The following is a 26,957-nucleotide window of genomic DNA, read 5'->3' on the forward strand; positions in this document are numbered from 1 at the left end:
GGGATATGAGGGGTCGTATGACCGGGTGGCTGCCTTCAGCAGGCAATGGAAGGTGGGTCAAATGGAGAGGGTCAAATCTGCGAGCAAATCAACAATCCAATCAACATTGGATTCCTCGGCGGTCGGCACTGCTAAGCTATCGTCAATCACGATCTCGGGCATTCCGTCCGCAATCATCCGTCGCATCTCGTCATTCCTATAGCGATCTCTAGCAATTCGCATTGCCCATTTTCCTCGACCGAGAAGTTGATTATTAGTGATTAGGGCGTTTGAGTGCGCAAGCTTAAGCATTTTGCTTAAGCCCGGCAGTTGGTCACTATCCCGATTGATTAATCCTATTTGAATTAGGCCTTCGCGCAATGCTAATTCAAGAGTGGAAAACGCATATTGCTCGGCAACCATGTGAAAGCGATACACGAACCAGGCATACAAAAAAAGATTTTTTGCGGTTTCAAAGTGGGTCTGGATCGACTGTGGGACGCAAGGGATTAAGGCGAACGAATTAATTACTTGACTGCGTTCTTGCAGCGAGTAGTGCTGCATACGAGGATCTGGTTCGAAGGCCGTTATGTCGTTCCGGAGGCTATCAGCAGTGTCCATTTTATATGCGGAGCTTTTTATTATGGTTGCGCAGTGAGCGGGTTTTATTCTTTAGAGACCAATTCTTGTTTACTATGCTTTTGAGCTTGCAAATTGTATCCACTCAACCAATTTTTTTAATGACCCACTACAAGCTTGCTCAGTAGATAAATAATTCCGAAAGAAAGTTAGAGTGAGCTGGTTTTAGCGGATTAGCATAGTTATGCGCCGGGTTCAGTCAATTGCAACCACGAAACCAGTTTCTGAGCATATGAAAGTGAAGCATGCGCAGGACTACTCGAAGGTAGTAGCAAAATCCGATAATCGTTAATCCTCGCTCCCAACGCCTTAAGCCCAATCTTGGCCGACGTACCACCATTGAATGCGATCGTATTCAATTCAGGTAAAGCACCGATCAGATCGAGCAGATCGTTTTGCGTATGTTCGCGAATTTCACTGTCAAGACTGCCCACCCTCCGTGCAGTGGCAATGACATCCCACAAGCCAATTTGATGTTCAAGCAAGCGTATTAGTCGCGTTGGATAGTCCAATCCAGCAAGCTTAACCCCAATCGAATCCCCCACCAACTTCCAAAACGCATTGATCTTTTGGTTAATTTGACACCCTCTGAGGCTAGGCTCCTGGAGGGGTGGCCTATGCCGGGACTGGCTTCACGGGTAGCCAGGTGGAGCGGTGGCTGGCCGGAGTCCTAACCTCTCGTAGGTAGTGGAAGCTCTTGCGCGCGGTAGGCAGCTATTCGGCAATTTGATATCGTTAATCCGAATCAAACATATCGAATAAGGAAAATAAATTGTCGCTGCTCATATCCGCTTTGTTAATCCTCTTCTTGATCGGGAATTTCACGTTTGCAATCTGGATGATCAAGCGACGCAAACTGCCACTTGCCCCAGTTCTCTCAAGCACCAACATCGAGCAAGCTGGTATGGAAGTGTTTTCTGTGCTCGATCAGGATGGAGCAACGGTATTCAGATCCAGTGAGATTGCAGGTATTCCTTCGTACGCAAAGAAGCTCGATCCAGAGCATGAACTAGTGCGTCGGGCCGCGCATTTAACTGCCGACATTTTGAAGGGCGCAGCCAGTATTTCGGGCAAATCCATTGGTCTGGTGTTCAAGCCTGAAATTCAAGCAGGGTTGAAGGACGGAACCTATACGCTGATGAAAACGACGACAGGCGAAACCTTGGCTGATGCGGTTGACGTCAGTAACAAAATCGTCGGGAAGGCAAGGATTGTAGAGACTGGTAAGTTAAAACAGTTGGCTTCAGGCGGTTTTCAGCTCGCCAGCATCGTAGTCGCTCAATCGCATCTTGCAGATATCGAACGCTCATTGAGTCTGTTACGCCAAGATTTGGTCCAAGTTTTGGATGACTTGGAAGCAACAAATATTTCGAAGATAACCGGCAAAACTAAATACTTGCTGGAAATGGTGCAGTACATTAAGCAGAAACAAGCTCCAGGTGAATTGCCTGTACACCTCGCGAACTCGCTTCAAAGCATTGTTGCTGAATCTCATGAGCTGAGTGACAAGCTGTATGAGGATTGCTCCATGCTGATCAAGCGAGTTCTAGCGCAGAAAGATCCCGACACGTGGGGAACAGAGGGAGTATACAAGGCGCTGCACGACCATATAGAAAAAGCCAATATTCTGCTTGCGCGTCATCAAACTCTATCTCACTTGTTTGCGACGATAAACTATGTTGTTGCCTACTTTGATCCAATCGGCAAGGCATTCTTCAAAGTGAATATGGAATCCGAGCGCTGGAATGGATTGTCCGATGAACTGCTTCAAGCTCTAACGGAACGAGCGAATGCACTGCTCAGTTCGGCCCATTTCAACGCTGCCGACACACTCGCACTCCGGAAAAAAGATATTGTCCGCGATGCTGAGGCTATCCAACGCACCGCACTTGAACAGCAATCTACATACGATACCGCCATGCTGAGACTTTCATCAGATGTGCAGCGCTATTTCGGAGAGCATTCAGAGACTCACATTGCCCTGACTTTCGACAGTAACGGAATGGTTAAGGCGGCCGCAGTTCTTTAAGAATATCCTGTTACTGACTAAATCAGCAGAGCAAAGAAAATGAACAGCAATACAGCAATAGCTAAGGAGCCAGATTCAGAAGGACGCAGACTTCTGATTGAGCTGGTAAAAAGGCTACCAAACATCAGTCAAATAATCCTAAGACTTTTGTTGGGTACAAAGCTTTGCATGACGCTTTAGGGCTAGGGGTGCAATAAGGCTATTGATCTACGTTGAGCCTTGAGCAGAAAATCAACAATCAAGTAGCGTCATTCTTGGTGTGCCGAAAATAGTTGGTTAATCAATTCAGTCACTATCTCAAATGTCCATAACACATTCGGATAAAGTGAAGTTGTGCCGTGGGCGTGTGAATTGCGCTGCACTGGAATGTGCTGGATAAAGTGGTCAATCCAATCAAAATTGGATTCTTCTGCGGTTGGTACTGCCAAGCTCTCGTCTATAGCGAGCTGGGAAATTCCACCTTCGATCATCCGACGCATTTCGTTATGCTTATATCGATTTTGGGCAATTCGCATTGCCCAATCGTTGCGACGGACAAGACGTTCATTGGTGATCATGCTTTTCGAGTGCGCAAGCTTAAGCATCCCACTTAAGCCCGGCAATCTATTGCTACTGATTAATCCACTTTCAATTAATCGCTCACGTAACGCCAACTCGAGTGTTGAAAACGCATATTGCTCAGCCACCATATGAAAGCGATACACAAACCAAGCATATAAATAAAGGTTTTTTGCGGTTTCAAAGTGAACCTGGACCGACTGCGGGACGGAGGAGGTTAGGGAGAACGAATTAATTAGCTGGCTACGGTCCTGCAGCGACTGGTGTTGCATACGTGGATCTGCTTTAAAGGCAGTTATGCCATTTCTAACAGCATCGGCATCATCCAAGTAGGACGTAAAGTCATTTTGTGAGCTGGTAGGTGAGTGCATCATTTGACTATCGAATGACATCAGTAAATGTGTTGATTTGCTGGCGACCCAATTGCTCTAAAAATAAATGCTAGTCTCGCCAAAGCTCTCGCAAATCAACATCTTTGCTTTGAACGGAGGGGGAAATGCAAAATTCTGAGTTTAGGAATAGACACAGAAATAAAGAATTATTCGAGTTACATATTCCTTCATTTTTGACGAAAGAAGGTTTATTACCGTGCTCAAAAATGGATATTGAGAGGTCACTTAGCGAAAGCAAGCGATTTCGTTTTACGGAAAATAACGAATTGATCCTGTATCCCGTGTTCCATGCGATGGTGGTGGCTTCATATCTCGCTCAGCACGTTACTCTTTGGAATTTCGCTTCGCTCCGAGTGACTGGGAACTGGTTCTTGGCGGGATCGGCGCCATACTTTGGCGTAAATTTTAAACAAGCAATAGAAAAAATAGTAAAAGGTGATGTCAAAAAAGGCGTTTTTTATCTGCCAGAAGGATGCGAAAACAGCCGGTATCATAGTTTGATCATAAACATGTCCCATAAAGACGATGCCGAGATGTTCCAGCTAGAGGCTTGGCAATGCGATCCCAGTAGCTCTCAAGTGCGGTATCTTCATTCTCTTTCTCGAGATTTTCGATACGGGGTTACGCACCTAGATGGGGCGATTGTAGAGTTATCGAGCTATGAGATGGAGCGCTTGTTTCAGACCGGAACAAAAGAAAAGGGACAAAATTATAAGAAATATTTCAGGATTGATGGCGATATCTCGATGGAACACTTCTTGGAAACGTCTAAAAGATTTTTAGGAAATTCTGAGCTTTTTGATGAGGTATTCTGCTTCGGCGAAATTTAGAGTCTTAGTCACCCTTCAACTGAACTCAGTTGTAAATGAAAATGAAAAAGTGAAAGAACCAGCTTTCGATGGCAACCAAACACTACGAATTTATTGTCAATAAAATCGATGCGGCAAAACGAAGAGCAACCGAATTGGCTAAGGGGCTCAATCATCGAGGCATTGAGGGACAGCTTCGAGAGCTAGCTGCAAAAGAATGCATCGAGCCATTTATGACTCAAAGTTATTTCTGTGGCACTGGGAAGGTAATTGATAGTACTCAGGCACTCTCGGACCAAATGGATTTGGTTGTCTATCACCGGAAAATAGTGCCACCCATTTTGTTTAGTCAGGAGCTCGGACTGTTTCCAGTTGAATGTGTGAGATATGTAATCGAGGTTAAATCAACGGTAACAGCGACTGAAATTCGTGACGCAGTAAAGAAATTCAAGACAGTACGCGACTTGAAATCTTTTCCTAAGATAGACAAGGACGGGAGAGCGAGTTATGGGCCGCTGCCCACAACTGTGCTATTTGGATTTTCGTCAGACATACAGGGATCTGAAATTGCGAGATTCTTGAAATATGTGAGTGATCCCTATCCTGAATGCATCGCGCTTTGTGTTCTAGGCAAGGGATACTGGTTTTATAGCTCAGAAAATAAGCACTGGTATGGGAAAGATACGTCAAGCGTTGATCCCATAATGGATGCCTTTTCTATGTTCATTACTGGTTTTATGAATACTCTTGCAGGGGAAGAGTGCTCGATACGTCCCTTTAATCCAGGTAGTTACGTAAGAGAGCACGATTTTCTGTTGCCGCCAGTTTCGAGCCAGAAAGGATCAGCATAGATCAAAATTTAACTGATCTTGTAGATCTTTAGTAGGGGGGGGCGTATTCGAGTTTTATGTAAGCAGGATTTCGCTTAACTATGTGCTAAACATCGCTTTCCTTGCCCATTTAGATTTGGCCATTCTCTCTTTTGATATTGATTGAGCACAGTATGTAACGCTATTAATGTCTTTAGAACAGATTGATCTTTTGGTTAATTTGACACCTACTGAGGCCGGCTGCCTGGAGGGGCAGCCGGGGCGAGGGCCGATTTCACCGGGGATAGCGGGGCGGTTGGCTCCCTTAATCTGCGCTGCGTCTTGACCCAGGGTTTCCTTCTTCTATCGCATGCTGGTCTTGGTCCTGGCTATCTGAAGATGGGTCAATTGCAGCGGCAAATCTAAAAGCAGGCGAATTGACCCAGCTCGCAAATTAAAGTGATATCGCAAGAATTGCATAGTGTTCTCAAGGTCTGCAAATGCATGTGGGTCACCGATTCGATTGGTGTACTTGTTGACGTGTTGGAGACGAAAAAGCCTCGCAAAGCCGCTTTGTAGACTGCCGAATAAATCAGTGTACGTTTCCTAAAACGCTGGATAAGATTCTCTTGTCATTTTGATAATTACAGGAGAAGTCATGAACACCCAAACCGAAAAACGCCAAACCGTTTCTATCGAAAAAAAGGCCGTCACTACCGATGCGCCGATTGAAAAGAAGCCGGAAGTGACGCTGCGTGAGGCATTGGCTGCAATCGATGCTGCTCGGAATGAACTGGCGAAGAAGGCCATCGATGGTATCAAGCCTGGCAAGGCCTTTGATACTGGCATCGTCCGTGAAATCAACAAGCTGGAGACGAAGAAGAAGCGACTAATCGTTGCGCGCTTCGCATCTCTTTTGAAAAAAGACAGCGACGCAGTTCAGGCCATCATTCATCAAATCATCGAGCTGTGACCGGAGTCACTTGAACAGCTCCTCGGCGCATATGCATACCGAGACTCAATTATTGGTGAGGAGATTCCCTATGGAAGTCATGAACGTAGTCGAGCCAGAAAAAACACCGCTCTACAAGCAATTGCTTCTCTTGATCCCGATGCTCAAGGCGCTTGAAGATCATCGCGCGTCTCTTGATTGCCCGTTACCACCGTTGTTGCTAGAAGTCGAGCATCACCGTGAAGGCGGAGCTTTGACACTAGAGTTAAGCAATGCACCCATTCGTAATGATGGCCGTATTCAACCATCGCTAACACTCAATCTGTACAACGAGGGGCCTGGAAGAAGCCCTCTGACATATGCGCATGCTTTTGCGTTAACGTGGTCGTACATTTCCAAAGACTTACCCATGAGCGCGATTGAATATAAAGCGATGTATACGGCATTCTGGGCTTCATGGGCTGTTCAATTGTTTGAGTACGAACAGTACGTTAAGGAACTGGACTTGCATGACTAGGGAAATGTCGGCAGAACTCTTGTATGCTGAGATCTACCGAAAATTACTGGTCGTGATACCGGACTTACTTACTATTGATGGGGCCGGAAGATCAAAGGTGAAGGGGCTGAAGACATTGAATCTCAACGTCATCAGTCGATCACCGAGCAGGTTGAAAATTTCCTTGAGTCGCTATTACAAAAATTCCTTGGGAAAGGATATTCCCGATCCCGATGTAGCAATTGCCGTTTATCCAACTAGCCATATTGCGGAAGTCTGGGAATATATGAACGTTAAAGGACTCACCTCCGTGTATTCACTCGATGGCAGTTGGGTGGATATCTTTGCCAAAAGACATTTGAATAAATGCCTGAATAATTGGCTGGGAGACTTGATCGCCCAAGGTCATGTGATAAAGACGCGAATCGGGTAGTGCGCTATTGCAGAACACACAACACAATGCATTTGATAGCTGCAACATGCGCGGAATCAACAAGCTGGAAACGATGAGGAACTGATTGATCGTGGCCGGCTTTGTTGCTCTTACGAAGAAAGGCAGCAAAGCTGTCTGGGCGATTGCTCACCGGATCATTGACCTCTAGATCTCATAAAAACGATATAGATTGCTCTGCTACTAAGTACTGCCAATTCGAGGCGACGGAATGGTACATGGTTTGAACTGTGGTTAAGTGTATGCCTGTGAGGACCGCTTTCCCTTGGTCCGTGTTTGCTCAGCTATGCAATTCGCGTATTATAAGAACACCAAACGGGTCATTTGCACCATAAATACATACCAACGGCGTCTAATTGCGCCTTAAAGCACCAGAGAAGAGCAAATAGATGTGGCGAGAAAATTGGGCTGTTGCCTCACCGAAATATGAGGTAGACGTCTCTGACTTTGAGGACGATCTCGGCCAAAAAGGACGAAATCGCTGTATTTCTTTTTTTGATAGTGTTTCAGAGAAATCTCACGCCTATCTCAACGTCTTCCCGACTACACGGTTTTACGGTAGCAAGCGTAGGCAACTTCAGTGGCTTCATTCAGAACTGCAGAATATCGGCCCTCTAGGCACTGCGCTTGACGCATTCGGAGGGACGGGGACCGTCACGCATTTGTTGCGCGGCCTTGGTTGGAACGTAACATACAACGACATCTTCGATTTCAATCTCATCTCTGCCCGTGCGCTTTTCTCACGTCGCATCACGCCCATTGAAGTTAAAGAACTTCAAGATCTCTTAGACTCCGTTATACCGTTTGACGGCTTTATCACCCAGACATTCGATGAACTCTTCTTTACTCGAGAGGAAAATAGATGGCTGGATGGTTTTATGCGAGCGATTTCTTCCGGGCATGAACTAAACGCGGACGTATGGATGTTTTGCCTATTCCAAGCATGTTTGATGAAACGTCCTTTCAATTTGTTTCATCGGGCGAATCTACATCTTCGTCACTCAACAATGCCAGTTGACTTTGGGAATCGCGCTACATGGAGCAAATCGTTCGAACATCACATGCTTAACGTATTTGGAGAGTGGAAAAGATTCTTCAGCAATCGTGAACAAGCCACCACCATAGCTACAGGATGTAATGCAATAAATGTCAGTGGGGAATTTGACCTAGTCTATTTAGATCCGCCTTACTTTAAAAAGGGGCGTGCTACAGAAACTTATGTAGATCGCTATCATTTTTTGGAGGGTCTTTCCAGATTTTCTGAGTGGCCGTCATTAATTGATCCTTCTTCGCCAATTCGCTCAATTGCGAAGCCATATAGAGAGGAGTGGACTACAAAGGCTGACGTAATAAGTAATGTGGAGAAGTTGTTTGCTCAACATCCGAATTCTAAATTTGCGCTATCGTACGTCGCGGGTGAACAGCCAAGTGAGGAATCCTTGTTTGAACTTTTCAAGTCTCGCTTCGACAAGGTAAGACTTTCTCGGCGTAGCTTTAGTCGTGCTTTATCAAAGAAAGAGTTTTTTGAAATCCTAATAATCGGCAAATAATAATGTCCATCTATAAAAGGGTTTTACCAGTTTCACTTCCAGTTCTCATTCTTTGTGGCACTGGTCTTTTGGTTGCTGTTTTCTTATACCTTTCGATCAGCATGACGGAGAAAACGCTCTTCAGCAAAGAAGGCCCAATATGGGTGTTTGCTGCTGGGATGGTGCCTGGCTTAGTTGTCGGATTGATGCAGTTTATTCTCAGCTGGGCTGAATTTTCGAAGATCTCGAAATTCCAGAAGATGAAAGTTAAAGGCATATTAAGCACTCGTGATCAAGAAGACTATTACCGTGAGCTGATCAAGGGCGCAAAGAAGGATATCCAAGTTCTTGGCGTAACAGCGTCGAGATTTGTTAGCGATTTTGCAGACTCTGGATCATCACGTGACGACAAAAAGGTCTTGATCGCTGCTTTACAGCGGGGTGTATCAGTTCGAATTCTTGTCCCAGCGCAGGCGCACTTACAGGGTAACGACCAGAGTGTTGGATTTCCTTTGGCCGAGTCATTTTTCACCCCACTGAAAGACCAGTACCCTAACTCTTTCCAGGTGCGCTACTTCGACAACGCGCCAATTGCATCAGTGGTTCGTGTGGATGATGACGTTGTAATGGGCCCTGTTTTTACAAATCAAAAAAGTAAACATACTCCTGCCGTACATGCGGCATACGACAGTCCGTTATCAGAGAGTTACATGGGACATTTCGACGACATGTGGCCGTCTGCAAGGGTATTCTGAATTTAGATGCTCAAGATCTCCGTCCCTTCCCGAGTACATATAACGCTCCTCGAGCTCGGAGATAGTGGGTATCGCCGAAACGGTGGCTTAGGCTTTTCCATCGATCGTCCGTCAGTAGAGCTGACCTTCGAAAAAGCAAATCACTTTTCTATTGAAGCACTTGAGGCCATTGGATTTGATGTAGATGAACTTGCGTCACTGCATAAGAGATTAGAGGCAACGAAGGATTCCTTTTTGCTTGAAAATGGCCTTCGTTTATCCAGCGTATATTCAGCTGGCAGACACGTCGGTTTTGGCAGTGGCACAGCCGTTGCGTTGAGTCTTATAGAGGCACTTGCTCTGCTAAATGGTCGGATTTTCGACCAAACTCAAATCTCACAAATGTCCGGTAGGGGGGGGACATCTGGGATTGGTATTAATACGTATTTCACCGGTGGATTTGTATTCGATGCAGGCCGAATATTAGACAACTCCCCATTTAAGTCATCTGACGACATTCCCGAGCCTCCAACAACTCCATTAGTTGTCACGCGCCACAATATGCCCGATTGGCCAATCGGAATATTCACTCCTAACGACGTACCTGCTGTTTCCATTCAAATGGAACGTCATCTTTTCTCTTCGAGCCTTCCTTTGGCCATGAGAGATGTGGAGACCGCGGTTTACCACGGCATCATGGGTGCTTTGGTAGCAGTTATCGCAGGGGATTATTCTAATTTCTGCCGTGCCATTAATAAAATTCAACACTGCGATTGGAAGCGAAAAGAAATTGCTCTCTCGTCACCGGCACTTTCATCCTACCTCACGGCCCTTCATGAGTCGGGGTGTGATGGCGTAGGCGTAAGTAGTCTTGGACCCTCCATATACTTTCTCTCAAAGAATATCGAGAGCACATTAAATCGAATCAAGTCGAGATTTCCGAATGCATTGGTAGAAATAGCTCACGCCAATAACACCGGAAGGAAAGTCGAATATGTTTGAGCTAGTCTTCTTTTCTACAAATCAAACGAAAGTCGCACACTTTCGCTATTTGGGAAGTAATGCTGGCGTGAAAATCAAGAGCTTCAAAGAAGCAAACTATTACGCCAGCTATCACGAACCGAAAATAGATGATCGTACAGAGTTGCTCAATCAAAGTTACTTAAGCGCTCTCCATCAGTGGAAGCTGAGAGAGAGGAAGCCGGATGATGATACAAGCACTTTCTTCTTCGAAGATACGTCAGTTCGCATCGATGCATTAAGTGAGATTCAGGAAATACCGGGAGTAAATGTCAAATACTGGATGCGCTCAATGACCTTTGAGAAACTAGATGCGATACTTAAGGAGCATCGCAATAATAGAAAGGTTACTGTTCGATCCGATATCGTCATGCATCTCCCCGGGAGATGGAAAGAACTATTAGGCATAGCCGAAGATTTTGTATGGGTCTATGGGGAGACGAATGGAACTATTTCCGAAGTCGAGCCGGTTATTACGCCCAATCCCGTCTATCCTTGGTTGGACGACAAGACGTTCAACCGCTGGTTTATTCCTGATGGAGCGCATACGTCGATAAGTGCAATTAGCCTCGATGACGCTAATCGTGGTGACTTTCGTCGAAAAGCATTCGATAAAATTGCAGTCGTGTTGCGCAAGTTAAAGCTACTTGGCAGCAATCCAGCTACGACAGCCTCACAACTCGAACTGCCTCAAGTACCAACATCCCCATCAATTTTCTTGGTGTGCGGCCCTACATGTGCAGGGAAAACTACAACTGCTTCCTGGCTTGGTGATGCATTTAGCTTGCCTCATATCGAAGCGAGCGACTTCATGTACAAGGCGTTTTGGGAGCGACAAGGCTTGCGCTCTAAGATAAAGATCGGCGATTTCGCACAGCTGGCTTTGCAGACTCAGCCAGATATTGTGGCGAAGCCAATAGCAGAATATATCAACGAAAAACAGTATAAGGCCGTAGTCATTACTGGTTTCAGATCTGTTTCGGAGATAAAGGTCCTTCGCTCCGCGCTTCAGAATCATTATGTAGAGTTAATTTATCTCGATGCGCCATACGACGTCCGGTTGCAACGCGCTATCAAGAGAAATCGGGATAACGTTACTCCCGAAAAATTTGCTAGTCGGAATGTACAAGAAGAGGAGATGGGGCTTCTTAACATAAGAGAACTTGCCGAGGCCAAAATCTTTAATAATGATCGACGGATTGAGAAAGTCCGTGCCAGATTCCGCACTAGATATCCCACAACGCTTCGCACGCAAATGGAAGCGCTGCGACTTCGGCGATTTGATCCGTCTAGGTTAGAACCATACATTTTGATGGCGCTCTACGAATTATTAAGTGACGATATTTGGTGCACGACTACGGAGATCGCTTCGCAACTTAATAGTCAATTTGGTCTAGATAAGCATAAGAACAATGTGAGTCGGTACTTCAATCAAGAATTCCATCCTCTATACGAAGTTCGACTACGAGCGACCTCGGCGCAACCTGTTGAATATCGGGTTTCGGCAACCGGGGCTAGCGAAGCGAAGCTGCTTAAAAGTCAATATCAACAGTTCCTTAAGGAGAGAGAGAGGACGCCAAGTAACATGTCGAAGAGTCAGCAACTCTCATTGACCTTAAGTGAGTGAATTTGCATATTGAGCTATCTCGGTGCAAGCAGTTTGACTGAAGAAGGCTTAGGTGGACTTGAAAACGATGATTAAGCGCACATGGAAAATAGCAAAAAAAAGCCGGATGCTAAGCAGTTTGATCTCCTGCAGAAAATACTGAAGAATCATTTTGATGAGATTCTTGCGCAACTGCCGGAAGGAGCGAAGCGCGAAAGCATGAGGGACATCATCAATTTCCGAACTTCTCTATCAAAGGAAACTGATCGAGGTGCGGCATTAATGGCCGCTGCTTTTTTAGATGAACGATTGATGTGCCTACTAAGGAATCGTCTTGTCAACGACAAGAAGATGTCGAAGGTAATGTTCGACTTTAATGGGCCACTCGGTACGTTTTCGTCGAGAATTAATTTCTGCTATTTATTGGGCCTGTTGCCAAAAAATGTACATCGTGAGCTGCACATTGTTCGCTCAATAAGAAATAAATTTGCACATCGTGCTGATTTTATGGATTTTGAGGATCCATCCACGAAGTCTCTGTGTAATTCATTAATTTTTCACGGGGTCAAACCAGCGGCATCTGCGGGATCTAAGTTTAGACGCACCGTCATGGGGTTACTTACAGTGGTCGAGCTAGTTAATGGCGAAACCCTACACATAGTGGCCAGAAAAGACTATCCAGTACCAGATCGTTCCGAAGCTTATCTGCGAGTTGCTGAGATATATAAAGATGTTACAGGTGAAGAATATTTCCTTAAATACGAACACGAGTGAGCGATCAACCCGATTGTTGAAAGATGTGAACGTTGGTTAATTAAATTCTCATTCGACGATGGACAGAGCCCGGTGAAGACGATCCATTAAATTCCGGAAATGCATATGTTCGTTTTTCTCTTCGCATCGCATCATCAAATCTTCTGTTTCGCGAATAAGTAAGTGAAGCTGTTCCATCCGTTCTGAGGTTGGAATTCGCTTAGATGCAACAATCTTCTCCAGAGTATTCGAGATCCTCTCGAATTCGATAGCTGAAATTGAACTGCGTCGGGGATTGCGAAATCGCTCATGAAGTGACATCTCCATTAGCTTTCGCATTTCTTGCATCTCTGCTTTTAAAACACCAAGAGTAAGACTTTCTTTGTCTCCTTTGAGATCAGGAATCTTTGCAGGATTATTCAAGGCCAGTAACTTTACAATCGAGTTAACGTTTCCAGCTTCGCCGTTTGCCGCCACTGTTGCCAGGATTGAGTCCTTGAGCTCGCCTTGACTCTTCAACACGTCGTGGTACTTCATATCTTTTGAATACTCCAGATATCGCAACGGAGCAATATCGAAAATCCTTGGTGTCCCAGCTTCCTGAATCAAAACAACAGGCTTATCGAACGCTTGTCGAATGCCAAGCTCGAAAAGAACATTCGGGTTGCGACTGCTTAGATCGCATATCGCGATGGGGGCCTCAATCAGCTTCTTGAGGATATCTAGGTGAATCAAATTCGTAGCTTTGACGTCGTCAGCGCGCACCGCTTGGAACCCGGCCTTCTCACATGAAGGAGCGACTATATTGTCATAGACATGCTTGAAATGACCTGGTGAATATCCATCCGCATCTGCGATGGGCATTATGATGAAGCAGTCTTTGTTCTTAATTTCGCTCATGTTCTTTTTCGATTAGCTAAACTTTGTTGGTCACTACTGTGAGCTGCGTTTTATCCTCTCTAGCAGTTTAACGTGTTATAGAGAACTAGTTGGAAATGAGTCCTCTGACCTCACCAGTGACCCGATTTTAATTTGAATTGGAATGTTTACTAAATGCAATTAGTAAATGTTCGTACCTCTAGTACAGCTATTCCAATGTACGAGCCCATAGGGGCTGGATAGAATGGTTTAAATATATTGCAATTTTGCAATATTTAAACATTCTTGAGGAAGAGCCCATGAAGGAAGGGAAAGCTAGGGTACTGAATGAGAAAGAGTTTTCTCGGGTTGTCAATACTGCGCGAAGGTATGCACATGCGAAACGCAATGTGGCACTTCTCTATTTCTCACATGGTCTCGGCTTGCGTGCCAAGGAAATGGCTTCGTTGAAAGTGCGTAACGTGCAGGACGAAGATGGTCAGATTATCGAGGAAATCACTCTCTCTCGAGAAATGACCAAAGGAGCGAAACAGCGCTGTGCATATTTAACGAGTCCGAAGATAATTGTTGCGATTCGCGACTATCTGGATGAGAGGCTCGAGATCGAAGGGGCTCTCTTCAGTTTAGATGCCGCCCTATTCAAATCCCAAAAAGGGAGTGCTTTTACTCCCAATACAATGCAACAGTTGTTTCATAGACTATATGACGTGGCTCGTCTCCCAGGAGCATCCAGTCACTCTGGTCGTAGAACCTTTGCTACAAACCTCATTGAGAAGGGCGTTGATATCAAGGCCGTTTCGACTCTAATGGGGCATTCATCTATCGCTATGACAGCGCAGTATGTTGAGGATAACCCGAGGCGTCTGAAGCAAATCAGCTCAGAAATATTCTGAGAATAAACAATTTTCTCTCAACGAAAACTTTGACGTTTTCCTGTATTTCCTCCAGTAAATTCAAATGAACAGCCCAAAAATAGAGTTGGCAGACCATGACCCTATCGACCTCAAAGCGCTACATTGGCTTCATTCAGCAACTAAGCCTAGTTTGTTTATCAGATACACGCGTGCTGTTGCCGTAAAGGATGAAGATCAGATACTAAAACTAGAGGAAGAAGATCCCGATCTCTACGACCTTCATAATGAGCTAGGGCCGTGCGATAACACCGAGTTTTTTGCGTACCAACGATTGATCCGCTTTCGTTACGATTTTCTTTTTAAAAATCAAACCTATCGTGCGTATTGCGAAGCGAGACGAACGAACGATATTCGCCAACAAAGAGACATCGAAAACCTTCATCTACATGTCGCCGAGGTCTATGCTGATTGGGGCGATCTTTATATTGAAGATGACTCGGAAACCTGGCTCGAAAGCCATCGACACTTGTTTTATCCAATCAATTTCGTAAAAATAAAAACTAGCGAGCAGGGTCGAGAAGAAGATCTAACAATCAAAATTCCCAGTAGTCTGCAAGGAACCGATCTTATTGATAAATTATTTTTTGCTGCTCAAATGTACGCTCGGAGCAATAGGTGCGAGCCAAAATATGAGATCAAGAAAGCTACTACCAGCTATGCGGAATTATACGAAAAGATACATCGCTGGACGATGCTCGTAGATCAGGTTGAGGAATTAGATGTCACTGTGGCGGAGATCAGTCGACAATACTATCAAGACAGTCTGTATGAAGCTCTCGGAGTCGACCAAGGCAAGAGACGAAAGCATGAATTGAATTCGGAAGATGATCTCGCCAGCATGGAAAGAACTGTACTGAACATGCTTCAAGATTACAGAATGAATATTGACCAATCTATCGACGGAATCTTCCCCGCTAAAAAATCTAAGTCAACTTAGGCAGCAGACTGCTCGTTCAACTCCCGCAAAGGCCCATGTGTACACATGGGCCTTTTTCTATTTGGTGGATCCTCCCAATATGCTGAGGTGATAAGCCTCGAGCGAAGCTTATCATCTTCCGTCCGCATTTCTCCTTTATTAAAGTTCGCTCTGTCGTTCAGTAACTCATACAGCAGAAACGACTCTTTTCAAATCATATGGAGAACAAATGAATATCGAAGCACTCACCCCCGAACAAATCCACGAAATGATGGAGCAGCTTGGCAAACGGCAGAAAGAACTCGATGAACAAACTCTTCCCGCTCTTCTGGCGCAGGTTCGACGCCTCATTAAGTCTGGGCGCATCGACAGGAAATCTTTTGCAGATCCCGACGCGCCGAAGAAGCCTCGCCTCCCTGTGAAATATTACGATGAAGTGTCAGGCCAATACTGGTCAGGGAAAGGCATCAAGCAAGAGCCATTTAAGGGGAAAAAGAAGGCTGAGCTGACCGCGTATTTGATCCCTGACGAGTTGGCTGACAAGGTATGCATGGTCTCCGCTTTTATCAGATGGGCTTGAAGGCGATCTGATAATGCACTGATGAAATCAGCCAGAGAGGGCATATCAAGTTTTTCAAATACATCCGAGCTAGTTGTCGCCTTCCAGTGAGCTACAAGCCGGTCTGTAGTGACTTCAAGCTCTCCAAACGGAAATCTCTTATCTTTGGCTGCCACCAGAAAGTGCGGAACACCGTATAGCGCCTCGATTAGAAATTTGTACCCACTAAGTCCGTATTCATGCTCCATCACTCACCTATCGTCCGAGCTTGAAAGCAGCCTTATCTTGCCGTCCTCTATTTCGGAGCTCACTGAGATAGCGCTCATCATCCTCTCTCGCTTTTTTTTGAGCAGCAACGGCTTTCTCCGACTTCCTTTTCTGCTTTTCAGGGGAATCCATTTTCACGTGGAAGCTCTTGGCTTTCCGTTCTATTCCGCTGTTCGCATCGCGATTCATCACGATCCGCTTCCAGGCTAAATCTCCTCTTGCTTGTTTCTCTGGATAGGTTAGATGGTCTAAGTGGCAGATGCACGGCCGTCCCGAATTTAAGCCTAGCATGTGAAGCCGAAGATATTCATCCCAGATGGTGTGAAAATTGGATAGCTCGTTATCAGCTTCGAGCCAGCGGAAGAAATTATCTCGCTCTTGCGGGTAATACCAGTCCGGAGCACTATCGAACCAATCACGGAGTTTTACTAGATTTTCTCTTCTCTCTTCAAGCTCCGCTATCTGGCGGCGCTTTTCGAATTCTCTGATCTCTTTTTCTAGTGCAATTGCTTTTTTAAATTCTCGCCTGGTCCATAGATGATATGCAGGCGCGATCAACCAAACAACGCTAACGAGCACGGTAGGAATGAAGAAATTCAATCCAGCACATACGAAATTGTTTGCCAGAAAGGCGAATCCTGTAGCATTGAGCTTGCGGAAAAAGCTTCGCTCGATCCAGTGCTCGTCATATCGAATTAGCGACGCGGTATATTTTGCCAATTCATATACCAACCAAGTGAGCATCAGAAATGCAACAACAGTCATCATCTTCGTACCTCTAAGTGCTGGAATTTCCACTCATCGGAGTCATTCAACCAGATCACCTGGCTAGATGACTCCGATCCAGAATGCGATCAGCCTTGGATACGTATTTCTGTCATCGCACGGCATTTCTGGCACATGAATGAACTTGCCAGAACATTGCCTTTGGATGGCGTTGACGTATGGGTTGATCCACCTTCAACATACCCACATCTCTGGCATTTCTTACGATATGCCATTCGGCTTCCATTTTCTTCTACGATTACTGCGCCCATCAGAGCGATTGCCATTTTTCCCTCTTTGAATTCTTTGATATTTGTATTACTGGCAAGAGCTACTCACATTGGATCCGTAAGCCGCGAATGTCGTCATTGCTTGATTTAATGCTGCAATAAAGAGGTCGGGTTGACCACTCTTCGCAAATTCTGCTGTTCTATTGATCTCTTTCTTATATGCTTCAAATGCTGCATTGGCCATCTGACGACATCCGTAATAATTCGGATCGTTAAAGGATCGTGACTCTTTGGCCGCCTTGAGTTTCAATAGGAAGTCCCTCTCCGCGACGTTAAAACGGTTGATATACCCTTGAACGACACTATCGCCGTTACTAGACTGCGAGGCCTGTTGCGGGCTAACATCTTTCTTTACTACTCGTTGCTGCTGTTTTTCTTTTTCCTCTTGCTCCCGCTTAGATTTTTGCTCTGCTGCCACTTTTTTATCGTACTCGGCGCGATCTTTTGTACGAGACATTGGTGCGGCAAAGGACACAATTAGCAGTGCCGGTAGCAAATAACCCAAGACCTTCAGACGAGTTGGTTTATCACTCCAGCGAATCACCAGTTTCGGCTTGATCAGGCCGGTCACGAGAGCGATGCCGATTAAACCGGCGACTCCAAATAGGATGTCGGCGACCGTTGATGTCGGCTCATCGACTGGAGTGCTCTTTGACGGATTGCTCGGCTCTGAAGTCTGAACTTGTGGAGTCGGTTCAGGAGCTACTGCTGGGGCGACTGCCTCTGCCGGCTTTTCTTCTTGTTTTACATCCGGAGGACTTTCATTCTTCACCACTGCCGCTTCAGGTGCTGGTTGTGCCACTGGTGCGGTTACTTCGACCGACTTCAATGCATTGATGCGATCTTCATAGGCCGTTTTAATGCATCTAGCGTCTTCACATTTGTTTCGCGAAGCCTGGAGCCAGGCTTTCTGCTCGGATTTGAGCTTGTTGGGATCTGTCGCGCTAGTCTGTGCGACCTTATATGCCGTCATTAGATCGCTGTCCAACTTGGACAGTTGTTCGTCTCCGCAGATAGCTTTCTCGATCTTGGTAGAGGCCTTTGCGCAATCAAAGCTTGCAGCGTGAACCAAAGCACTTGAAACAATTAACGAAATACCAACAATAATTCGCTTCACTTTTGATTTTCCTTTGTTGTTCGAATAAGTGAATCTGGCGCGGATACAACCCCCTTCGTAACCCCCTGATTCTGCTGGCAATACTATCTCAAGTAAGCGAAAAATTACACTGAATAAGCTAAACTATCGCTTAATTACTTGATCATTGAGTTTGGTAGCAACCGCAAAATGCGGACATGCCTACCTTGGATGAACGAAAAGCCTTTGCCGAACGCTTGAAAGCAGCGTTGCGCCGTAGCCCGGAACCTATTAAAGGCCCTACGGATTTGGCTTTGCGTTTTAATTTGAGATATGAAGGCCGTTCGGTATCGGCTCAAACAGCACACAATTGGCTTGCCGGTAGGTCTATTCCTGATGGGCCAAAATTGAATGCATTAGCCGAATGGCTGAAGGTGGATGAGCATTGGCTCCACTATGGACCTCCGCCGTCAAAGGGAAAAATCAAAGAGAAAAAGAAGCCATTAACAAGTGTCAGCGAGCCTAGCGATGCAGCATTGCACCTTGCAAGCCGGATTGAGGAGTTACCGGCACAATGGCGTTACATGATTGAAGAATTCGTAGAGCGCTTGCACCAGGACATCACAGGCTAGATCTTTGATCTTAAGTTCATCCATTGTGAAAGCTTCTCGGTGTAGGGGCGAGTATAGGCAGCGCTACTTGAGGGAAGCCTCAATATACGGTAATCGCTTGCTCGTTCTCGTAGCACTTTCATTCCCAAGCGTTCCGCAGTGCCGCCGTTGAATGCGATTGTCTTCAATACTGGCAATTCAACTAAGAGCGCAAGTAGGTCATTGTGAACATGTTCACGAATATTGCCATCTAAGCTCCCAATTCTCTTTGCTTCTGCGACTACATCCCACAGCCCGATTTTATTTCGCAGCAGCGCATCTAATCGATCAAGGTAGGAGAGGGATGTAATGTCTTCTTCAATTACCCCAGAGACCAACGCCCAGAACCGATTTTGGGGGTGCGCGTAGTATTGCTGATGTTTCAGCGAAATTTCGCCTGGAAGGCTGCCGAGAATGAGTATTTCGATATCGGCATTTACCACTGGTGGAAAACTACGTTTGCGATTCATTGCTTTTTTTCTTTGCTTTTATATCTGCCATGAGCTTGATGCTCTTCTCCTGAATTTTCTCTGATGTTTCGAAGTCCAGCGTTTCCATCATTTTCCCATTAACTACTGTGCGAATCATCCCGTTGCGAAGGTGTGCAATGAAGAATCTCGCGTTCCTATCAGGTTTCGTGGGTAGTGAATCAATGTATTCTTTTATTCGTTCCGGCGAGTAGCCAGCTTCTGCGAGCTGCTCAGCGAGAGATTTATGATCTAGTTGAGACGGACTCAGAGCGCCAATTGGGAATAAGTCTAGGCGTTTCACCACTTGTTGGATTTCCGTAAGAAGCCGGAATCGTAGCCTGAGTCTCGCGTCCAAATCGATGTCATTGGAGTTGAGCTGAGTCATCAGGGTTTCCACATTTTCCAAATACGATTGGCGTGTATCGCTAATATTTTCTAAAACGGAAATCTCCGATTGCAGTGCGAGACGAAGCTTTTTCAATTCATGATGCCTTGCATCGACGTCTCTCAAGCGATGGACAATCGATGTTATTTGACTGCCAATTTCTAAGGCTGAGAGCAGGTTGCTTTGCTTACGCCCGACTTCAGCTAGCTCCCCGATGCAGGCGGCCAACTCGGTTTGTTTTGTTGTAAGTGAGTTTATCGAAGGCGCGTTAATTAATTTCGCGATATTCAATTCTCTGGTGAAACTCAGAAACTCGCTTTCCAAATACCGAATATTGTAAGAAGAGCCAATGCACCCCGCACCTTGAAGTGAGGTAGCGCAATAAAGAAACCCACTGTTAATGCCGGGCTTTCTACGTATATGGACCGGACTGCCGCAGTATCCACATTTTGCAGTTCCTTGGAAAACATTGTGACATTGGCCTTTTCTACCTGCCGCAATGCTTGATTTTTGATTTCGATTTCTCGTGGTTTTAAGCGTTTGAACCTCGTAGAACAAGTCTTTATCAATTATAGGGGGATAATAATCCTCGACAAATGTATTGGTAGTTGTCCTGCCGTTGTTATCTTGGTCGAGTTGAAGGACTCCAATCGCCGCTATGTTTCGTAGGTTGAAGCCAACAGTGCTGTTCTGCCAGAATTTTGCATGTTGAGCAGGAGGAATCTCGCGTTCATTCAGATATTTAGCTATCAATGCATTGCCGAGTCCATCTTTTGCCAATTGAAAAATCAGTCGAACAACGTTGGCTTTTTCCTCATGGATTTCGTACCGTGACTTGTCATCCGAAGGCTTTAGCCACCATGGACAGCGTCCCGAGAAGACTTCCTTTTTTTCTATCACACGAGCCTTCTTGACTTCCCATGCGGCTTTTACTCGCCTAGATTTCACTGCGGACTCTTCGTGAGCGCGCGACATGGAAATAAGGGCTATTAAAAGTGGAGTCCAATCATCTTTCATCCGCTCTTTACTATAAATGGCGGAGTCAATCAAAGTGACGATGGTAATGCCGCGATTGATGATCGACTGAAAGACTGCCAATGCTTCAGGAACAGGAAGACGCGAAATGCGATCAAGAGACTCGACCAGTAGGTATGAGTCATTGGCGACACGTCCCTCATCAATTGCAATCAAGAATTGACCTAGAGCGCCTGATTCGACATTGCTACCTTTAAACGCCGAAATGCCCAAGTCGCGCATATTCAACGAATCGTCGAGAGTTAGGTTATGTGCAGCTGCGTACTTCGTGGAGGCGTCAAGTTGGCGTCGAAGGGAGTCGCCAAGAATTTGGTCAGGCGTGGAAAACCGGATGTAGGAATAGGCGGTCGGCACTGGGTGAGGCAGGGTGGTTGGACAGCCAGAAATTATAAACTTCCAGGTGTCAAACTGACCAAAGGATTTTGCGCGGATGCCCGTAATATTGCCGTATCGCCAGCGACGCCGCGCCCGGCAGGCTGCCCAGGATGAGCGTGTGGGTATCACGCGCCACCACCGGCGGGAAGCTGGCCAGCAGCGGATCGCTGGCCGTGAAGGCCAGAGGGGCAGGCGATATTGCCGGGACGGGTTTGCGTAGTGACATGGGCCAGCAGGATGAAATAAATTGCAGCATGCCTTGCGGCCAATCCGCCGAGGCACAATGGGCGGGCTTCGGCAGGCGCAGCCTGCTTGCGGCAAAATGCACATCTTAGCTGAATCATCCGGCTAGCCCATCACCAGAGGCGCGCGTGCGTCCCGGCAATTCCATCCAAGGAGACAAGACATGGCAGAGAAGGTCATCATCGTCACAGGCGGCAGTCGCGGTATTGGCGCCGCCACGGCAAGGCTGGCAGGGCAGCGCGGCTACGCGGTGGCCGTCAACTACGTGTCCAACCGGGACGCCGCAGAAACCGTTGCCGCCGAGATCCGCGCGGCCGGTAGCCGCGCCATCACGGTCGCTGGCGACGTGGCGCGCGAAGAGGATGTGGTCAAGCTGTTTGCCACCGTCGACCGCGAACTCGGGCCGGTGACGGCCCTGGTCAACAATGCCGGCGTCCTGGACCACCAGTCGCGCCTGGATGCCATGAGCGCCGAGCGCATCAACCGCGTGCTCATCGCCAATATCACCGGCAGCCTGTTGTGCGCGCGCGAGGCCGTCAAGCGCATGTCGACCCGGCATGGCGGGCAGGGCGGGGCCATCGTCAACCTCTCGTCGATGGCGGCCAAGCTGGGCGGACCGGGCGAGTATGTCGACTATGCCGCCTCCAAAGGCGCCATCGATGCCTTCACCATCGGCCTGGCCAAGGAAGTGGCCAACGAGGGTATCCGCGTCAACGCCGTGCGCCCGGGCCTGATCTATACTGACATCCACGCCAGCGGCGGCGAGGCCGGCCGGGTCGATCGCCTCAAGGACGCCGTCCCGATGAAGCGCGGCGGCACGGCCGAGGAAGTCGCCCATGCCATCCTGTGGCTGTTGTCGGAGGAAGCCTCCTATGCCACCGGTACCTTCATCGATGTCTCGGGTGGTCGCTGAGCGGGCATCGTCCATCTCATCCAACCTGACCGGAGGCCGGCATGAACACCCCCATTCCCGAGCGGCGCATTGACGAACTGCTGGCGCGCTACGCCCAGAGCCATCGTCATCCCATGAACGAGATCATCCATTGCATCTGCGTGCCGGCCATCATGTTCTCGCTGCTGGGATTGTGCTGGACCGTCTCGCCGGCCGTTGCCCTGGTGGTGGCTGCCGCGTCGCTAGCCTACTACCTGCGCCTGTCGCCTTCGTTTGCGGTGGGCATGCTGGCCATGGCGGCGCTGATGCTGGTCGTGCTGGCGCGCCTGCCGGCCGGGGCGGTCCTGCCGGTGTCTGCGGTGGTGTTTGTGCTGGCCTGGATCGGCCAGTTCGTCGGACATCGTATCGAGGGCAAGAAGCCATCCTTTTTCGAGGACCTGCGCTTCCTGCTGGTGGGACCGCTGTTCGTACTGGCCTTCCTGTACCGGCGCTGGCATATCGTTTATTGAAAAGAGAAGCAAACCGCAAGCGTCGGATTTCCGGATTGAGGCTGCTTTGTATTAAGATGTAAAGGATTGTTTGTCCGCACGGAAAAAGCGCGATCATGGCGCACCCCGTAGGACGCATGGATCCCCACGTCGCCCGGCGACGGGTCAACTCAGTCGGAGTGTTTTTTGTATGAAGAAATTGCTTGTAATGGCAGCCCTGGGCTCCCTGGTCGCTGGCTGCGCCGTCACCCCCAACTCGGCTAGCGTCTATAACACCCGCCAGGCGCAGGGTGAGCAGACCGTGCGCATGGGCGTGGTCGAATCGATCCGCAACGTGACCATCGACAAGGGTTCGACCGGCGTCGGTACCCTGGGTGGTGCCGCCCTGGGTGGCATCGCTGCCGGTTCCACCATTGGCGGTGGCAATGGTGCCCTGGCTGCCGGCATCGTCGGTGCCCTGGCCGGTGGTGTCCTGGGCAACCAGGCCGAAGCGCACCTGAACAACCGCCCGGGTCTGGAAATCACCGTGCGCCTGGACAATGGCGAGCTGCGTGCCATTACCCAGGATGCCGACGAGCCTTTCCGCATCGGCGAGCGCGTGCGTCTGCTGTCCAATGGCCGTACCACCCGCGTGACGCACTGATCGCCACTTGGGTCTATGAAAAAGCAGGACTTCGGTCCTGCTTTTTTTTCGTCATTCGCCAGCCTGGCCGGGTTTGCCGGAGGCGGCCTGCCGTGCCAGCCATTCCTGCCGGGTGAGCCGGTATAGCCGGTGCAGCCGCAAAGGGTGGCCCGCAGGAAGACGGGGATGCTGGAAGTCGTCCCCGGGATCGCTGTGCATGCCCAGTTTTTGCATGACCGCCAGCGAACGCAGATTGGCGGGGACCGTGAAGGAGACGATCTGCGGCAAGCCCAGCAGGGTGAAGCCATAGGCCAGCGCACACTGAGCGGCCTCGGTGGCATAGCCCTGGCCCCAGACGGCAGGGGCCAGTCGCCAGCCGATCTCGACAGCCGGCGTGAAGTGGGTCTCGAAGGCCACATTGAGCAGGCCGACGAAGCCGGCAAATTCCACCACACCCGGGATTTCCAGCGCCCACGGACCAAAGCCGTGGTGCGCAAAATGTGCTTCCAGGCGCGCGGCCAGGGCATTGCTGTCGGCTGCCGACATCACACCCGGGAAGTGCTGCATGGCCAGCGGATCGGCATTGATCGCAGCCAGCGCTGGCCGGTCGCTGTCGCGCCAGCGCCGCAGCAGGATGCGCGGGCCGCGCAGCAACGCCGCGGCTTCTTCAGGTACCGGAGGCGGGCGCATCGCCGGATTCCTTGCGCTTGAGCAGCCAGATGTAGATCCCGGTCTGCAGCAGCGCCATGGTACTGCCCACGATGACTTCGCCCACCCGCATCAGGGCCAGGTGCAGTTCCTGGCCCAGGCCCTGGCCGCTGAAGGCGGCCGACAGCAGGATCACCACCGTAGCCGGTCCCAGCCGCCAGTTGCTGGGGTAGTTCTGCAGCAGCATGGCCACCACCACCGCCGCCGTCAGCGCGGCCAGCATGGCGATGAAGGTCGGTCCGAACACCACCAGGGCGATGCAGGAGACGATGCAGCCCGACAGGGTATTGATCAGGCGCGCCCGGAAATTGGCCTTGGCCACCGTCATGTCCGGCTCGGTGACGATGATCAGCGAGATCATGGCCCAGTAAGGTTCCTCGATGCCGGCCGCGCGCAGCCCATACCAGAGGATGATGCAGCCGGAGAGGATCTTGACGAGATAGACCAGCGCATTCTTGCGCGGATTGATGAAGTGCAGTTCCATGGGGCAGGTGGAGACGGTGACAGAGCGATCTTAAACACGCTGCCCGGCCCCCGCAAGCGGCCAAGCAAAACGCCGCCGTCCCCGGAGATCCGGAGAGCGGCGGCGTCGCTGCAGGGCAGGTGTCAGGGGCTGGGGCAGGTCGCCCCGGGGCTTACCTGGAGGCCATCGCCAGCAGCATGTCGTTCATGCGCTTGACGAAGCCGGCCGGGTCGGCCAGCGCACCGCCTTCGGCCAGCAGGGCCTGGTCGAACAGCAGGTGCGACCAGTCGCCGAAGCGTGCTTCTTCATACTTCAGGCGTTGCACCAGCGGGTGGTCGGGATTGATTTCCAGGGTGGGCTTGGATTCCGGTGCAGCCTGGCCGGCGGCCTTCAACATGCGTACCAGGTTGCCCGAGAGTTCGTTCTCGTCCGCCACCAGGCAGGCCGGGGAGTCGGTCAGGCGCGAGCTGATGCGCACTTCCTTGGCCTTGTCGGCCAGTTCCGTCTTCATCTTCTCGACCAGGTCCTTGTAGTCGGCCTCGACCTGCTCGTGCTGCTTCTTCTCGGCCTCGTTCTCCATCTTGCCCAGGTCCAGGCCGCCCTTGGCGACCGACGCCAGTTCCCGACCCTCGAACTCGGTCAGGAAGGACAGCATCCATTCATCCACGCGATCGGTCAGCAGCAGCACTTCCACGCCCTTCTTGCGGAAGATCTCCAGGTGCGGGCTGTTCTTGCCGGCCTGCCAGGTCTCGGCGGTGACGTAGTAGACCTTGTCCTGGCCTTCCTTCATGCGGCCCACGTAGTCGGCCAGCGAGACGTTCTGGACGTCGCTGTCGTTGTGGGTGGAGGCAAAGCGCAGCAGCTTGGCGATGCGTTCCTTGTTGGTCGCATCCTCGCCGATGCCTTCCTTCAACACCTGGCCGAATTCGGTCCAGAAGGTGGTGTACTTGTCCTTCTGCGCCTGGTCATCGCTATTGGCCAGCTCTTCCAGCAGGCCCAGCACACGCTTGGCCGAGCCGTCGCGGATGGCGCGCACGTCGCGCGACTCCTGCAGGATCTCGCGCGAGACGTTCAACGGCAGGTCGGCCGAGTCGATCACGCCCTTGACGAAGCGCAGGTAGATCGGCATGAGCTGCTCGGCATCGTCCATGATGAAGACGCGCTTGACGTAGAGCTTGATGCCGCCGCGCTTGTTGCGGTCCCACAGGTCGAACGGGGCGCGGGTGGGGATGTAGAGCAGCTGGGTGTACTCGCTGCGGCCTTCCACGCGGTTGTGGGTGTAGGCCAGCGGAGCACCAAAGTCGTGCGAGACGTGCTTGTAGAACTCCTCGTACTGCTCCGGGGTGATCTCGGACTTGCTGCGGCTCCACAGGGCGCTGGCCTGGTTGACCGTTTCCAGTTCGTCCTGCTGCACGGTCTCCTTCTTTTCTTCGTCCCATTCTTCCTTGTGCATCAGGATGGGCAGCGAGATATGGTCGGAATACTTGCGGATGATGGACTTGAGTTGCCAGGACGACAAGAATTCATCCTCGCCTTCACGCAGGTGCAGGATGATGTCGGTGCCGCGGCCAAGCTTGTCGATCTGTTCGATGGAGAAGTCGCCCGCGCCTTCGGATTCCCAGCGCACGCCGTCGGCCGCCGTCGTGCCGGCACGACGCGTCTCGACCGTGATGCGGTCGGCAATGATGAAGCCCGAATAGAAGCCCACGCCGAATTGCCCGATCAGGGCAGCATCCTTCTGCTGGTCGCCGGACAGGCGCGAGAAGAACTCCTTGGTCCCCGACTTGGCGATGGTGCCCAGGTGCGAGATAGCCTCGTCACGGTTCATGCCGATGCCGTTGTCGGAGATGGTGATGGTGCGCGCGGCCTGGTCGACGCTGATCCTGATCTTCAGTTCCGGGTCGTTTTCGAACAGGCTGTCATTGTTGATGGCCTCGAAACGCAGCTTGTCGGCGGCATCGGAAGCATTGGAGACCAGCTCGCGCAGGAAGATTTCCTTGTTCGAGTACAGCGAGTGGATCATCAGTTGCAGCAGTTGCTTGACTTCGGCCTGGAAGCCCATGGTCTGTTTTTCGGTCGCCATGTTTAGGTCCTCATTGAAGAAATGGATGATGGGAATAGGCAAAGATAATCGCCAATGGGCAGGATATAGGGAGAGGCTTGTGGTTTTTCAACCGCATTTTTTCGACTTTTAATGCTTCTCAA

The 26,957-nt window shown here is 49.3% G+C and carries 28 protein-coding genes and 2 pseudogenes; 18 read left to right on the plus strand and 12 right to left on the minus strand.

The genetic code is table 11. The features are described from left to right. Positions 1 to 57: 57 nt before the first annotated feature. Both ACIPHN_RS24100 and ACIPHN_RS24105 read right to left on the minus strand, forming a co-directional pair. Complete coding sequence (locus tag ACIPHN_RS24100) at positions 58 to 600, minus strand: hypothetical protein (protein ID WP_400441236.1); 543 nt, start codon at positions 598 to 600, stop codon at positions 58 to 60. Positions 601 to 800: 200 nt separating this feature from the next. After that, a pseudogene (locus ACIPHN_RS24105) lies at positions 801 to 1,181 on the minus strand (DNA-deoxyinosine glycosylase); the annotation flags it as partial. Between the two features lie 209 nt (positions 1,182 to 1,390). Between ACIPHN_RS24105 and ACIPHN_RS24110 the strand changes: the two are divergent. Further along, on the plus strand, positions 1,391 to 2,647 hold the full coding sequence (locus ACIPHN_RS24110) for a hypothetical protein (protein WP_400441239.1): 1,257 nt from the start codon (positions 1,391 to 1,393) through the stop codon (positions 2,645 to 2,647). 248 nt (positions 2,648 to 2,895) lie between these two features. Here the strand turns inward: ACIPHN_RS24110 and ACIPHN_RS24115 are convergent, their stop codons facing one another. Further along, positions 2,896 to 3,597 (minus strand): hypothetical protein, encoded by a 702-nt coding sequence (locus tag ACIPHN_RS24115; RefSeq protein WP_400441242.1) that lies wholly within the window; start codon positions 3,595 to 3,597, stop codon positions 2,896 to 2,898. 104 nt (positions 3,598 to 3,701) lie between these two features. Between ACIPHN_RS24115 and ACIPHN_RS24120 the strand changes: the two genes are divergently transcribed. From ACIPHN_RS24120 to ACIPHN_RS24165, 10 genes are all read left to right on the plus strand, one after another. Next, positions 3,702 to 4,427 carry a hypothetical protein gene (locus ACIPHN_RS24120; protein WP_400441245.1) on the plus strand — a complete coding sequence of 242 codons (726 nt, stop codon included), beginning with the start codon at positions 3,702 to 3,704 and terminating at the stop codon, positions 4,425 to 4,427. Between the two features lie 68 nt (positions 4,428 to 4,495). Next, positions 4,496 to 5,257, plus strand: a complete 762-nt coding sequence (locus ACIPHN_RS24125) for a DUF6602 domain-containing protein (RefSeq protein WP_400441248.1) — start codon at positions 4,496 to 4,498, stop codon at positions 5,255 to 5,257. A gap of 616 nt (positions 5,258 to 5,873) precedes the next feature. Next, entirely contained in the window at positions 5,874 to 6,188 is a 315-nt protein-coding gene (locus ACIPHN_RS24130; RefSeq protein ID WP_400441251.1) for a hypothetical protein, read from the plus strand. Between the two features lie 70 nt (positions 6,189 to 6,258). Further along, positions 6,259 to 6,684: a hypothetical protein gene (locus ACIPHN_RS24135; RefSeq protein ID WP_400441254.1), complete on the plus strand. Its 426-nt coding sequence runs from the start codon at positions 6,259 to 6,261 to the stop codon at positions 6,682 to 6,684. A gap of 4 nt (positions 6,685 to 6,688) precedes the next feature. Next, positions 6,689 to 7,096 carry a DUF1249 domain-containing protein gene (locus ACIPHN_RS24140; RefSeq protein WP_400441257.1) on the plus strand — a complete coding sequence of 136 codons (408 nt, stop codon included), beginning with the start codon at positions 6,689 to 6,691 and terminating at the stop codon, positions 7,094 to 7,096. Between the two features lie 407 nt (positions 7,097 to 7,503). Then, positions 7,504 to 8,664, plus strand: a complete 1,161-nt coding sequence (locus tag ACIPHN_RS24145) for a DNA adenine methylase (RefSeq protein ID WP_400441259.1) — start codon at positions 7,504 to 7,506, stop codon at positions 8,662 to 8,664. A gap of 2 nt (positions 8,665 to 8,666) precedes the next feature. Next, on the plus strand, positions 8,667 to 9,398 hold the full coding sequence (locus tag ACIPHN_RS24150) for a hypothetical protein (RefSeq protein WP_400441262.1): 732 nt from the start codon (positions 8,667 to 8,669) through the stop codon (positions 9,396 to 9,398). 6 nt (positions 9,399 to 9,404) lie between these two features. After that, positions 9,405 to 10,379, plus strand: coding sequence for a beta-ribofuranosylaminobenzene 5'-phosphate synthase family protein (locus ACIPHN_RS24155; protein WP_400441265.1), 975 nt, complete (start codon positions 9,405 to 9,407; stop codon positions 10,377 to 10,379). Further along, positions 10,372 to 12,024: a non-canonical purine NTP pyrophosphatase gene (locus ACIPHN_RS24160; RefSeq protein ID WP_400441267.1), complete on the plus strand. Its 1,653-nt coding sequence runs from the start codon at positions 10,372 to 10,374 to the stop codon at positions 12,022 to 12,024. Before ACIPHN_RS24155 ends, ACIPHN_RS24160 begins: the two co-directional genes overlap by 8 nt. Positions 12,025 to 12,105: 81 nt before the next feature. After that, entirely contained in the window at positions 12,106 to 12,777 is a 672-nt protein-coding gene (locus tag ACIPHN_RS24165; RefSeq protein WP_400441270.1) for a hypothetical protein, read from the plus strand. Positions 12,778 to 12,825: 48 nt separating this feature from the next. Here ACIPHN_RS24165 and ACIPHN_RS24170 read toward each other — a convergent pair whose 3' ends face one another. Beyond that, a complete protein-coding gene (locus ACIPHN_RS24170) occupies positions 12,826 to 13,656 on the minus strand; it encodes a hypothetical protein (RefSeq protein WP_400441272.1) in 831 nt (276 codons plus the stop codon). 278 nt (positions 13,657 to 13,934) lie between these two features. Between ACIPHN_RS24170 and ACIPHN_RS24175 the strand changes: the two genes are divergently transcribed. The 3 genes from ACIPHN_RS24175 to ACIPHN_RS24185 all read left to right on the plus strand — a co-directional run bounded on the left by ACIPHN_RS24175 (position 13,935) and on the right by ACIPHN_RS24185 (position 16,045). Next, positions 13,935 to 14,528, plus strand: coding sequence for a tyrosine-type recombinase/integrase (locus ACIPHN_RS24175; RefSeq protein ID WP_400441275.1), 594 nt, complete (start codon positions 13,935 to 13,937; stop codon positions 14,526 to 14,528). A 64-nt stretch (positions 14,529 to 14,592) separates the two neighbouring features. Next, positions 14,593 to 15,486, plus strand: coding sequence for a hypothetical protein (locus ACIPHN_RS24180; RefSeq protein WP_400441278.1), 894 nt, complete (start codon positions 14,593 to 14,595; stop codon positions 15,484 to 15,486). A 208-nt stretch (positions 15,487 to 15,694) separates the two neighbouring features. Beyond that, positions 15,695 to 16,045: a hypothetical protein gene (locus tag ACIPHN_RS24185; RefSeq protein WP_400441281.1), complete on the plus strand. Its 351-nt coding sequence runs from the start codon at positions 15,695 to 15,697 to the stop codon at positions 16,043 to 16,045. Positions 16,046 to 16,279: 234 nt separating this feature from the next. Here ACIPHN_RS24185 and ACIPHN_RS24190 read toward each other — a convergent pair whose 3' ends face one another. Continuing rightward, positions 16,280 to 17,059, minus strand: a complete 780-nt coding sequence (locus tag ACIPHN_RS24190; RefSeq protein ID WP_400441283.1) for a hypothetical protein — start codon at positions 17,057 to 17,059, stop codon at positions 16,280 to 16,282. A 315-nt stretch (positions 17,060 to 17,374) separates the two neighbouring features. After that, on the minus strand, positions 17,375 to 18,544 hold the full coding sequence (locus ACIPHN_RS24195; RefSeq protein WP_400441285.1) for a lysozyme inhibitor LprI family protein: 1,170 nt from the start codon (positions 18,542 to 18,544) through the stop codon (positions 17,375 to 17,377). A gap of 95 nt (positions 18,545 to 18,639) precedes the next feature. On the opposite strand from ACIPHN_RS24195, the gene ACIPHN_RS24200 reads away from it, so the two are divergent. After that, positions 18,640 to 19,053, plus strand: a complete 414-nt coding sequence (locus ACIPHN_RS24200) for a transcriptional regulator (protein ID WP_400441288.1) — start codon at positions 18,640 to 18,642, stop codon at positions 19,051 to 19,053. On the opposite strand, the gene ACIPHN_RS24205 is transcribed toward ACIPHN_RS24200, so the two are convergent. The 3 genes and pseudogenes from ACIPHN_RS24205 to ACIPHN_RS24215 form a co-directional block, all read right to left on the minus strand. Further along, entirely contained in the window at positions 19,050 to 19,541 is a 492-nt protein-coding gene (locus ACIPHN_RS24205; RefSeq protein ID WP_400441290.1) for a DNA-deoxyinosine glycosylase, read from the minus strand. The genes ACIPHN_RS24200 and ACIPHN_RS24205 overlap by 4 nt on opposite strands. Continuing rightward, positions 19,525 to 21,315: a recombinase family protein gene (locus tag ACIPHN_RS24210; RefSeq protein ID WP_400441321.1), complete on the minus strand. Its 1,791-nt coding sequence runs from the start codon at positions 21,313 to 21,315 to the stop codon at positions 19,525 to 19,527. The genes ACIPHN_RS24205 and ACIPHN_RS24210 overlap by 17 nt, the downstream gene beginning before the upstream one ends. 58 nt (positions 21,316 to 21,373) lie before the next feature. Beyond that, a pseudogene (locus ACIPHN_RS24215) lies at positions 21,374 to 21,496 on the minus strand (DNA-deoxyinosine glycosylase); the annotation flags it as partial. Between the two features lie 246 nt (positions 21,497 to 21,742). On the opposite strand from ACIPHN_RS24215, the gene ACIPHN_RS24220 reads away from it, so the two are divergent. The 3 genes from ACIPHN_RS24220 to ACIPHN_RS24230 all read left to right on the plus strand — a co-directional run bounded on the left by ACIPHN_RS24220 (position 21,743) and on the right by ACIPHN_RS24230 (position 23,602). Then, positions 21,743 to 22,492, plus strand: coding sequence for an SDR family oxidoreductase (locus ACIPHN_RS24220; protein WP_400441292.1), 750 nt, complete (start codon positions 21,743 to 21,745; stop codon positions 22,490 to 22,492). Positions 22,493 to 22,533: 41 nt separating this feature from the next. Beyond that, a complete protein-coding gene (locus tag ACIPHN_RS24225; RefSeq protein ID WP_400441294.1) occupies positions 22,534 to 22,980 on the plus strand; it encodes a DUF962 domain-containing protein in 447 nt (148 codons plus the stop codon). A 169-nt stretch (positions 22,981 to 23,149) separates the two neighbouring features. Beyond that, positions 23,150 to 23,602: a glycine zipper 2TM domain-containing protein gene (locus ACIPHN_RS24230; protein ID WP_400441296.1), complete on the plus strand. Its 453-nt coding sequence runs from the start codon at positions 23,150 to 23,152 to the stop codon at positions 23,600 to 23,602. Positions 23,603 to 23,653: 51 nt separating this feature from the next. On the opposite strand, the gene ACIPHN_RS24235 is transcribed toward ACIPHN_RS24230, so the two are convergent. The 3 genes from ACIPHN_RS24235 to htpG form a co-directional block, all read right to left on the minus strand. Next, positions 23,654 to 24,271 (minus strand): GNAT family N-acetyltransferase, encoded by a 618-nt coding sequence (locus ACIPHN_RS24235; protein WP_400441299.1) that lies wholly within the window; start codon positions 24,269 to 24,271, stop codon positions 23,654 to 23,656. Next, positions 24,249 to 24,773: an FUSC family protein gene (locus ACIPHN_RS24240; RefSeq protein ID WP_400441302.1), complete on the minus strand. Its 525-nt coding sequence runs from the start codon at positions 24,771 to 24,773 to the stop codon at positions 24,249 to 24,251. The genes ACIPHN_RS24235 and ACIPHN_RS24240 overlap by 23 nt, the downstream gene beginning before the upstream one ends. 151 nt (positions 24,774 to 24,924) lie before the next feature. Then, on the minus strand, positions 24,925 to 26,835 hold the full coding sequence (gene htpG, locus ACIPHN_RS24245; protein WP_400441304.1) for a molecular chaperone HtpG: 1,911 nt from the start codon (positions 26,833 to 26,835) through the stop codon (positions 24,925 to 24,927). Between the last annotated feature and the right edge of the window lie 122 nt (positions 26,836 to 26,957).

Origin of the sequence: Herbaspirillum sp. NPDC087042, from assembly GCF_044745245.1 — a bacterium.
Lineage (GTDB): Bacteria > Pseudomonadota > Gammaproteobacteria > Burkholderiales > Burkholderiaceae_D > Herbaspirillum.

Bases quoted from the DNA above. Each gene is read 5' to 3' on its own strand.
- ACIPHN_RS24100 (WP_400441236.1), bottom strand. From the start codon at position 600: ATGGACACTGCTGATAGCCTCCGGAACGACATAACGGCCTTCGAACCA.
- ACIPHN_RS24115 (WP_400441242.1), bottom strand. From the start codon at position 3,597: ATGTCATTCGATAGTCAAATGATGCACTCACCTACCAGCTCACAAAAT.
- ACIPHN_RS24120 (WP_400441245.1), top strand. From the start codon at position 3,702: ATGCAAAATTCTGAGTTTAGGAATAGACACAGAAATAAAGAATTATTC.
- ACIPHN_RS24125 (WP_400441248.1), top strand. From the start codon at position 4,496: ATGGCAACCAAACACTACGAATTTATTGTCAATAAAATCGATGCGGCA.
- ACIPHN_RS24130 (WP_400441251.1), top strand. From the start codon at position 5,874: ATGAACACCCAAACCGAAAAACGCCAAACCGTTTCTATCGAAAAAAAG.
- ACIPHN_RS24135 (WP_400441254.1), top strand. From the start codon at position 6,259: ATGGAAGTCATGAACGTAGTCGAGCCAGAAAAAACACCGCTCTACAAG.
- ACIPHN_RS24140 (WP_400441257.1), top strand. From the start codon at position 6,689: ATGTCGGCAGAACTCTTGTATGCTGAGATCTACCGAAAATTACTGGTC.
- ACIPHN_RS24145 (WP_400441259.1), top strand. From the start codon at position 7,504: ATGTGGCGAGAAAATTGGGCTGTTGCCTCACCGAAATATGAGGTAGAC.
- ACIPHN_RS24150 (WP_400441262.1), top strand. From the start codon at position 8,667: ATGTCCATCTATAAAAGGGTTTTACCAGTTTCACTTCCAGTTCTCATT.
- ACIPHN_RS24155 (WP_400441265.1), top strand. From the start codon at position 9,405: ATGCTCAAGATCTCCGTCCCTTCCCGAGTACATATAACGCTCCTCGAG.
- ACIPHN_RS24160 (WP_400441267.1), top strand. From the start codon at position 10,372: ATGTTTGAGCTAGTCTTCTTTTCTACAAATCAAACGAAAGTCGCACAC.
- ACIPHN_RS24165 (WP_400441270.1), top strand. From the start codon at position 12,106: ATGGAAAATAGCAAAAAAAAGCCGGATGCTAAGCAGTTTGATCTCCTG.
- ACIPHN_RS24170 (WP_400441272.1), bottom strand. From the start codon at position 13,656: ATGAGCGAAATTAAGAACAAAGACTGCTTCATCATAATGCCCATCGCA.
- ACIPHN_RS24175 (WP_400441275.1), top strand. From the start codon at position 13,935: ATGAAGGAAGGGAAAGCTAGGGTACTGAATGAGAAAGAGTTTTCTCGG.
- ACIPHN_RS24180 (WP_400441278.1), top strand. From the start codon at position 14,593: ATGAACAGCCCAAAAATAGAGTTGGCAGACCATGACCCTATCGACCTC.
- ACIPHN_RS24185 (WP_400441281.1), top strand. From the start codon at position 15,695: ATGAATATCGAAGCACTCACCCCCGAACAAATCCACGAAATGATGGAG.
- ACIPHN_RS24190 (WP_400441283.1), bottom strand. From the start codon at position 17,059: ATGATGACTGTTGTTGCATTTCTGATGCTCACTTGGTTGGTATATGAA.
- ACIPHN_RS24200 (WP_400441288.1), top strand. From the start codon at position 18,640: ATGCCTACCTTGGATGAACGAAAAGCCTTTGCCGAACGCTTGAAAGCA.
- ACIPHN_RS24205 (WP_400441290.1), bottom strand. From the start codon at position 19,541: ATGAATCGCAAACGTAGTTTTCCACCAGTGGTAAATGCCGATATCGAA.
- ACIPHN_RS24220 (WP_400441292.1), top strand. From the start codon at position 21,743: ATGGCAGAGAAGGTCATCATCGTCACAGGCGGCAGTCGCGGTATTGGC.
- ACIPHN_RS24225 (WP_400441294.1), top strand. From the start codon at position 22,534: ATGAACACCCCCATTCCCGAGCGGCGCATTGACGAACTGCTGGCGCGC.
- ACIPHN_RS24230 (WP_400441296.1), top strand. From the start codon at position 23,150: ATGAAGAAATTGCTTGTAATGGCAGCCCTGGGCTCCCTGGTCGCTGGC.
- ACIPHN_RS24235 (WP_400441299.1), bottom strand. From the start codon at position 24,271: ATGCGCCCGCCTCCGGTACCTGAAGAAGCCGCGGCGTTGCTGCGCGGC.
- ACIPHN_RS24240 (WP_400441302.1), bottom strand. From the start codon at position 24,773: ATGGAACTGCACTTCATCAATCCGCGCAAGAATGCGCTGGTCTATCTC.
- htpG (WP_400441304.1), bottom strand. From the start codon at position 26,835: ATGGCGACCGAAAAACAGACCATGGGCTTCCAGGCCGAAGTCAAGCAA.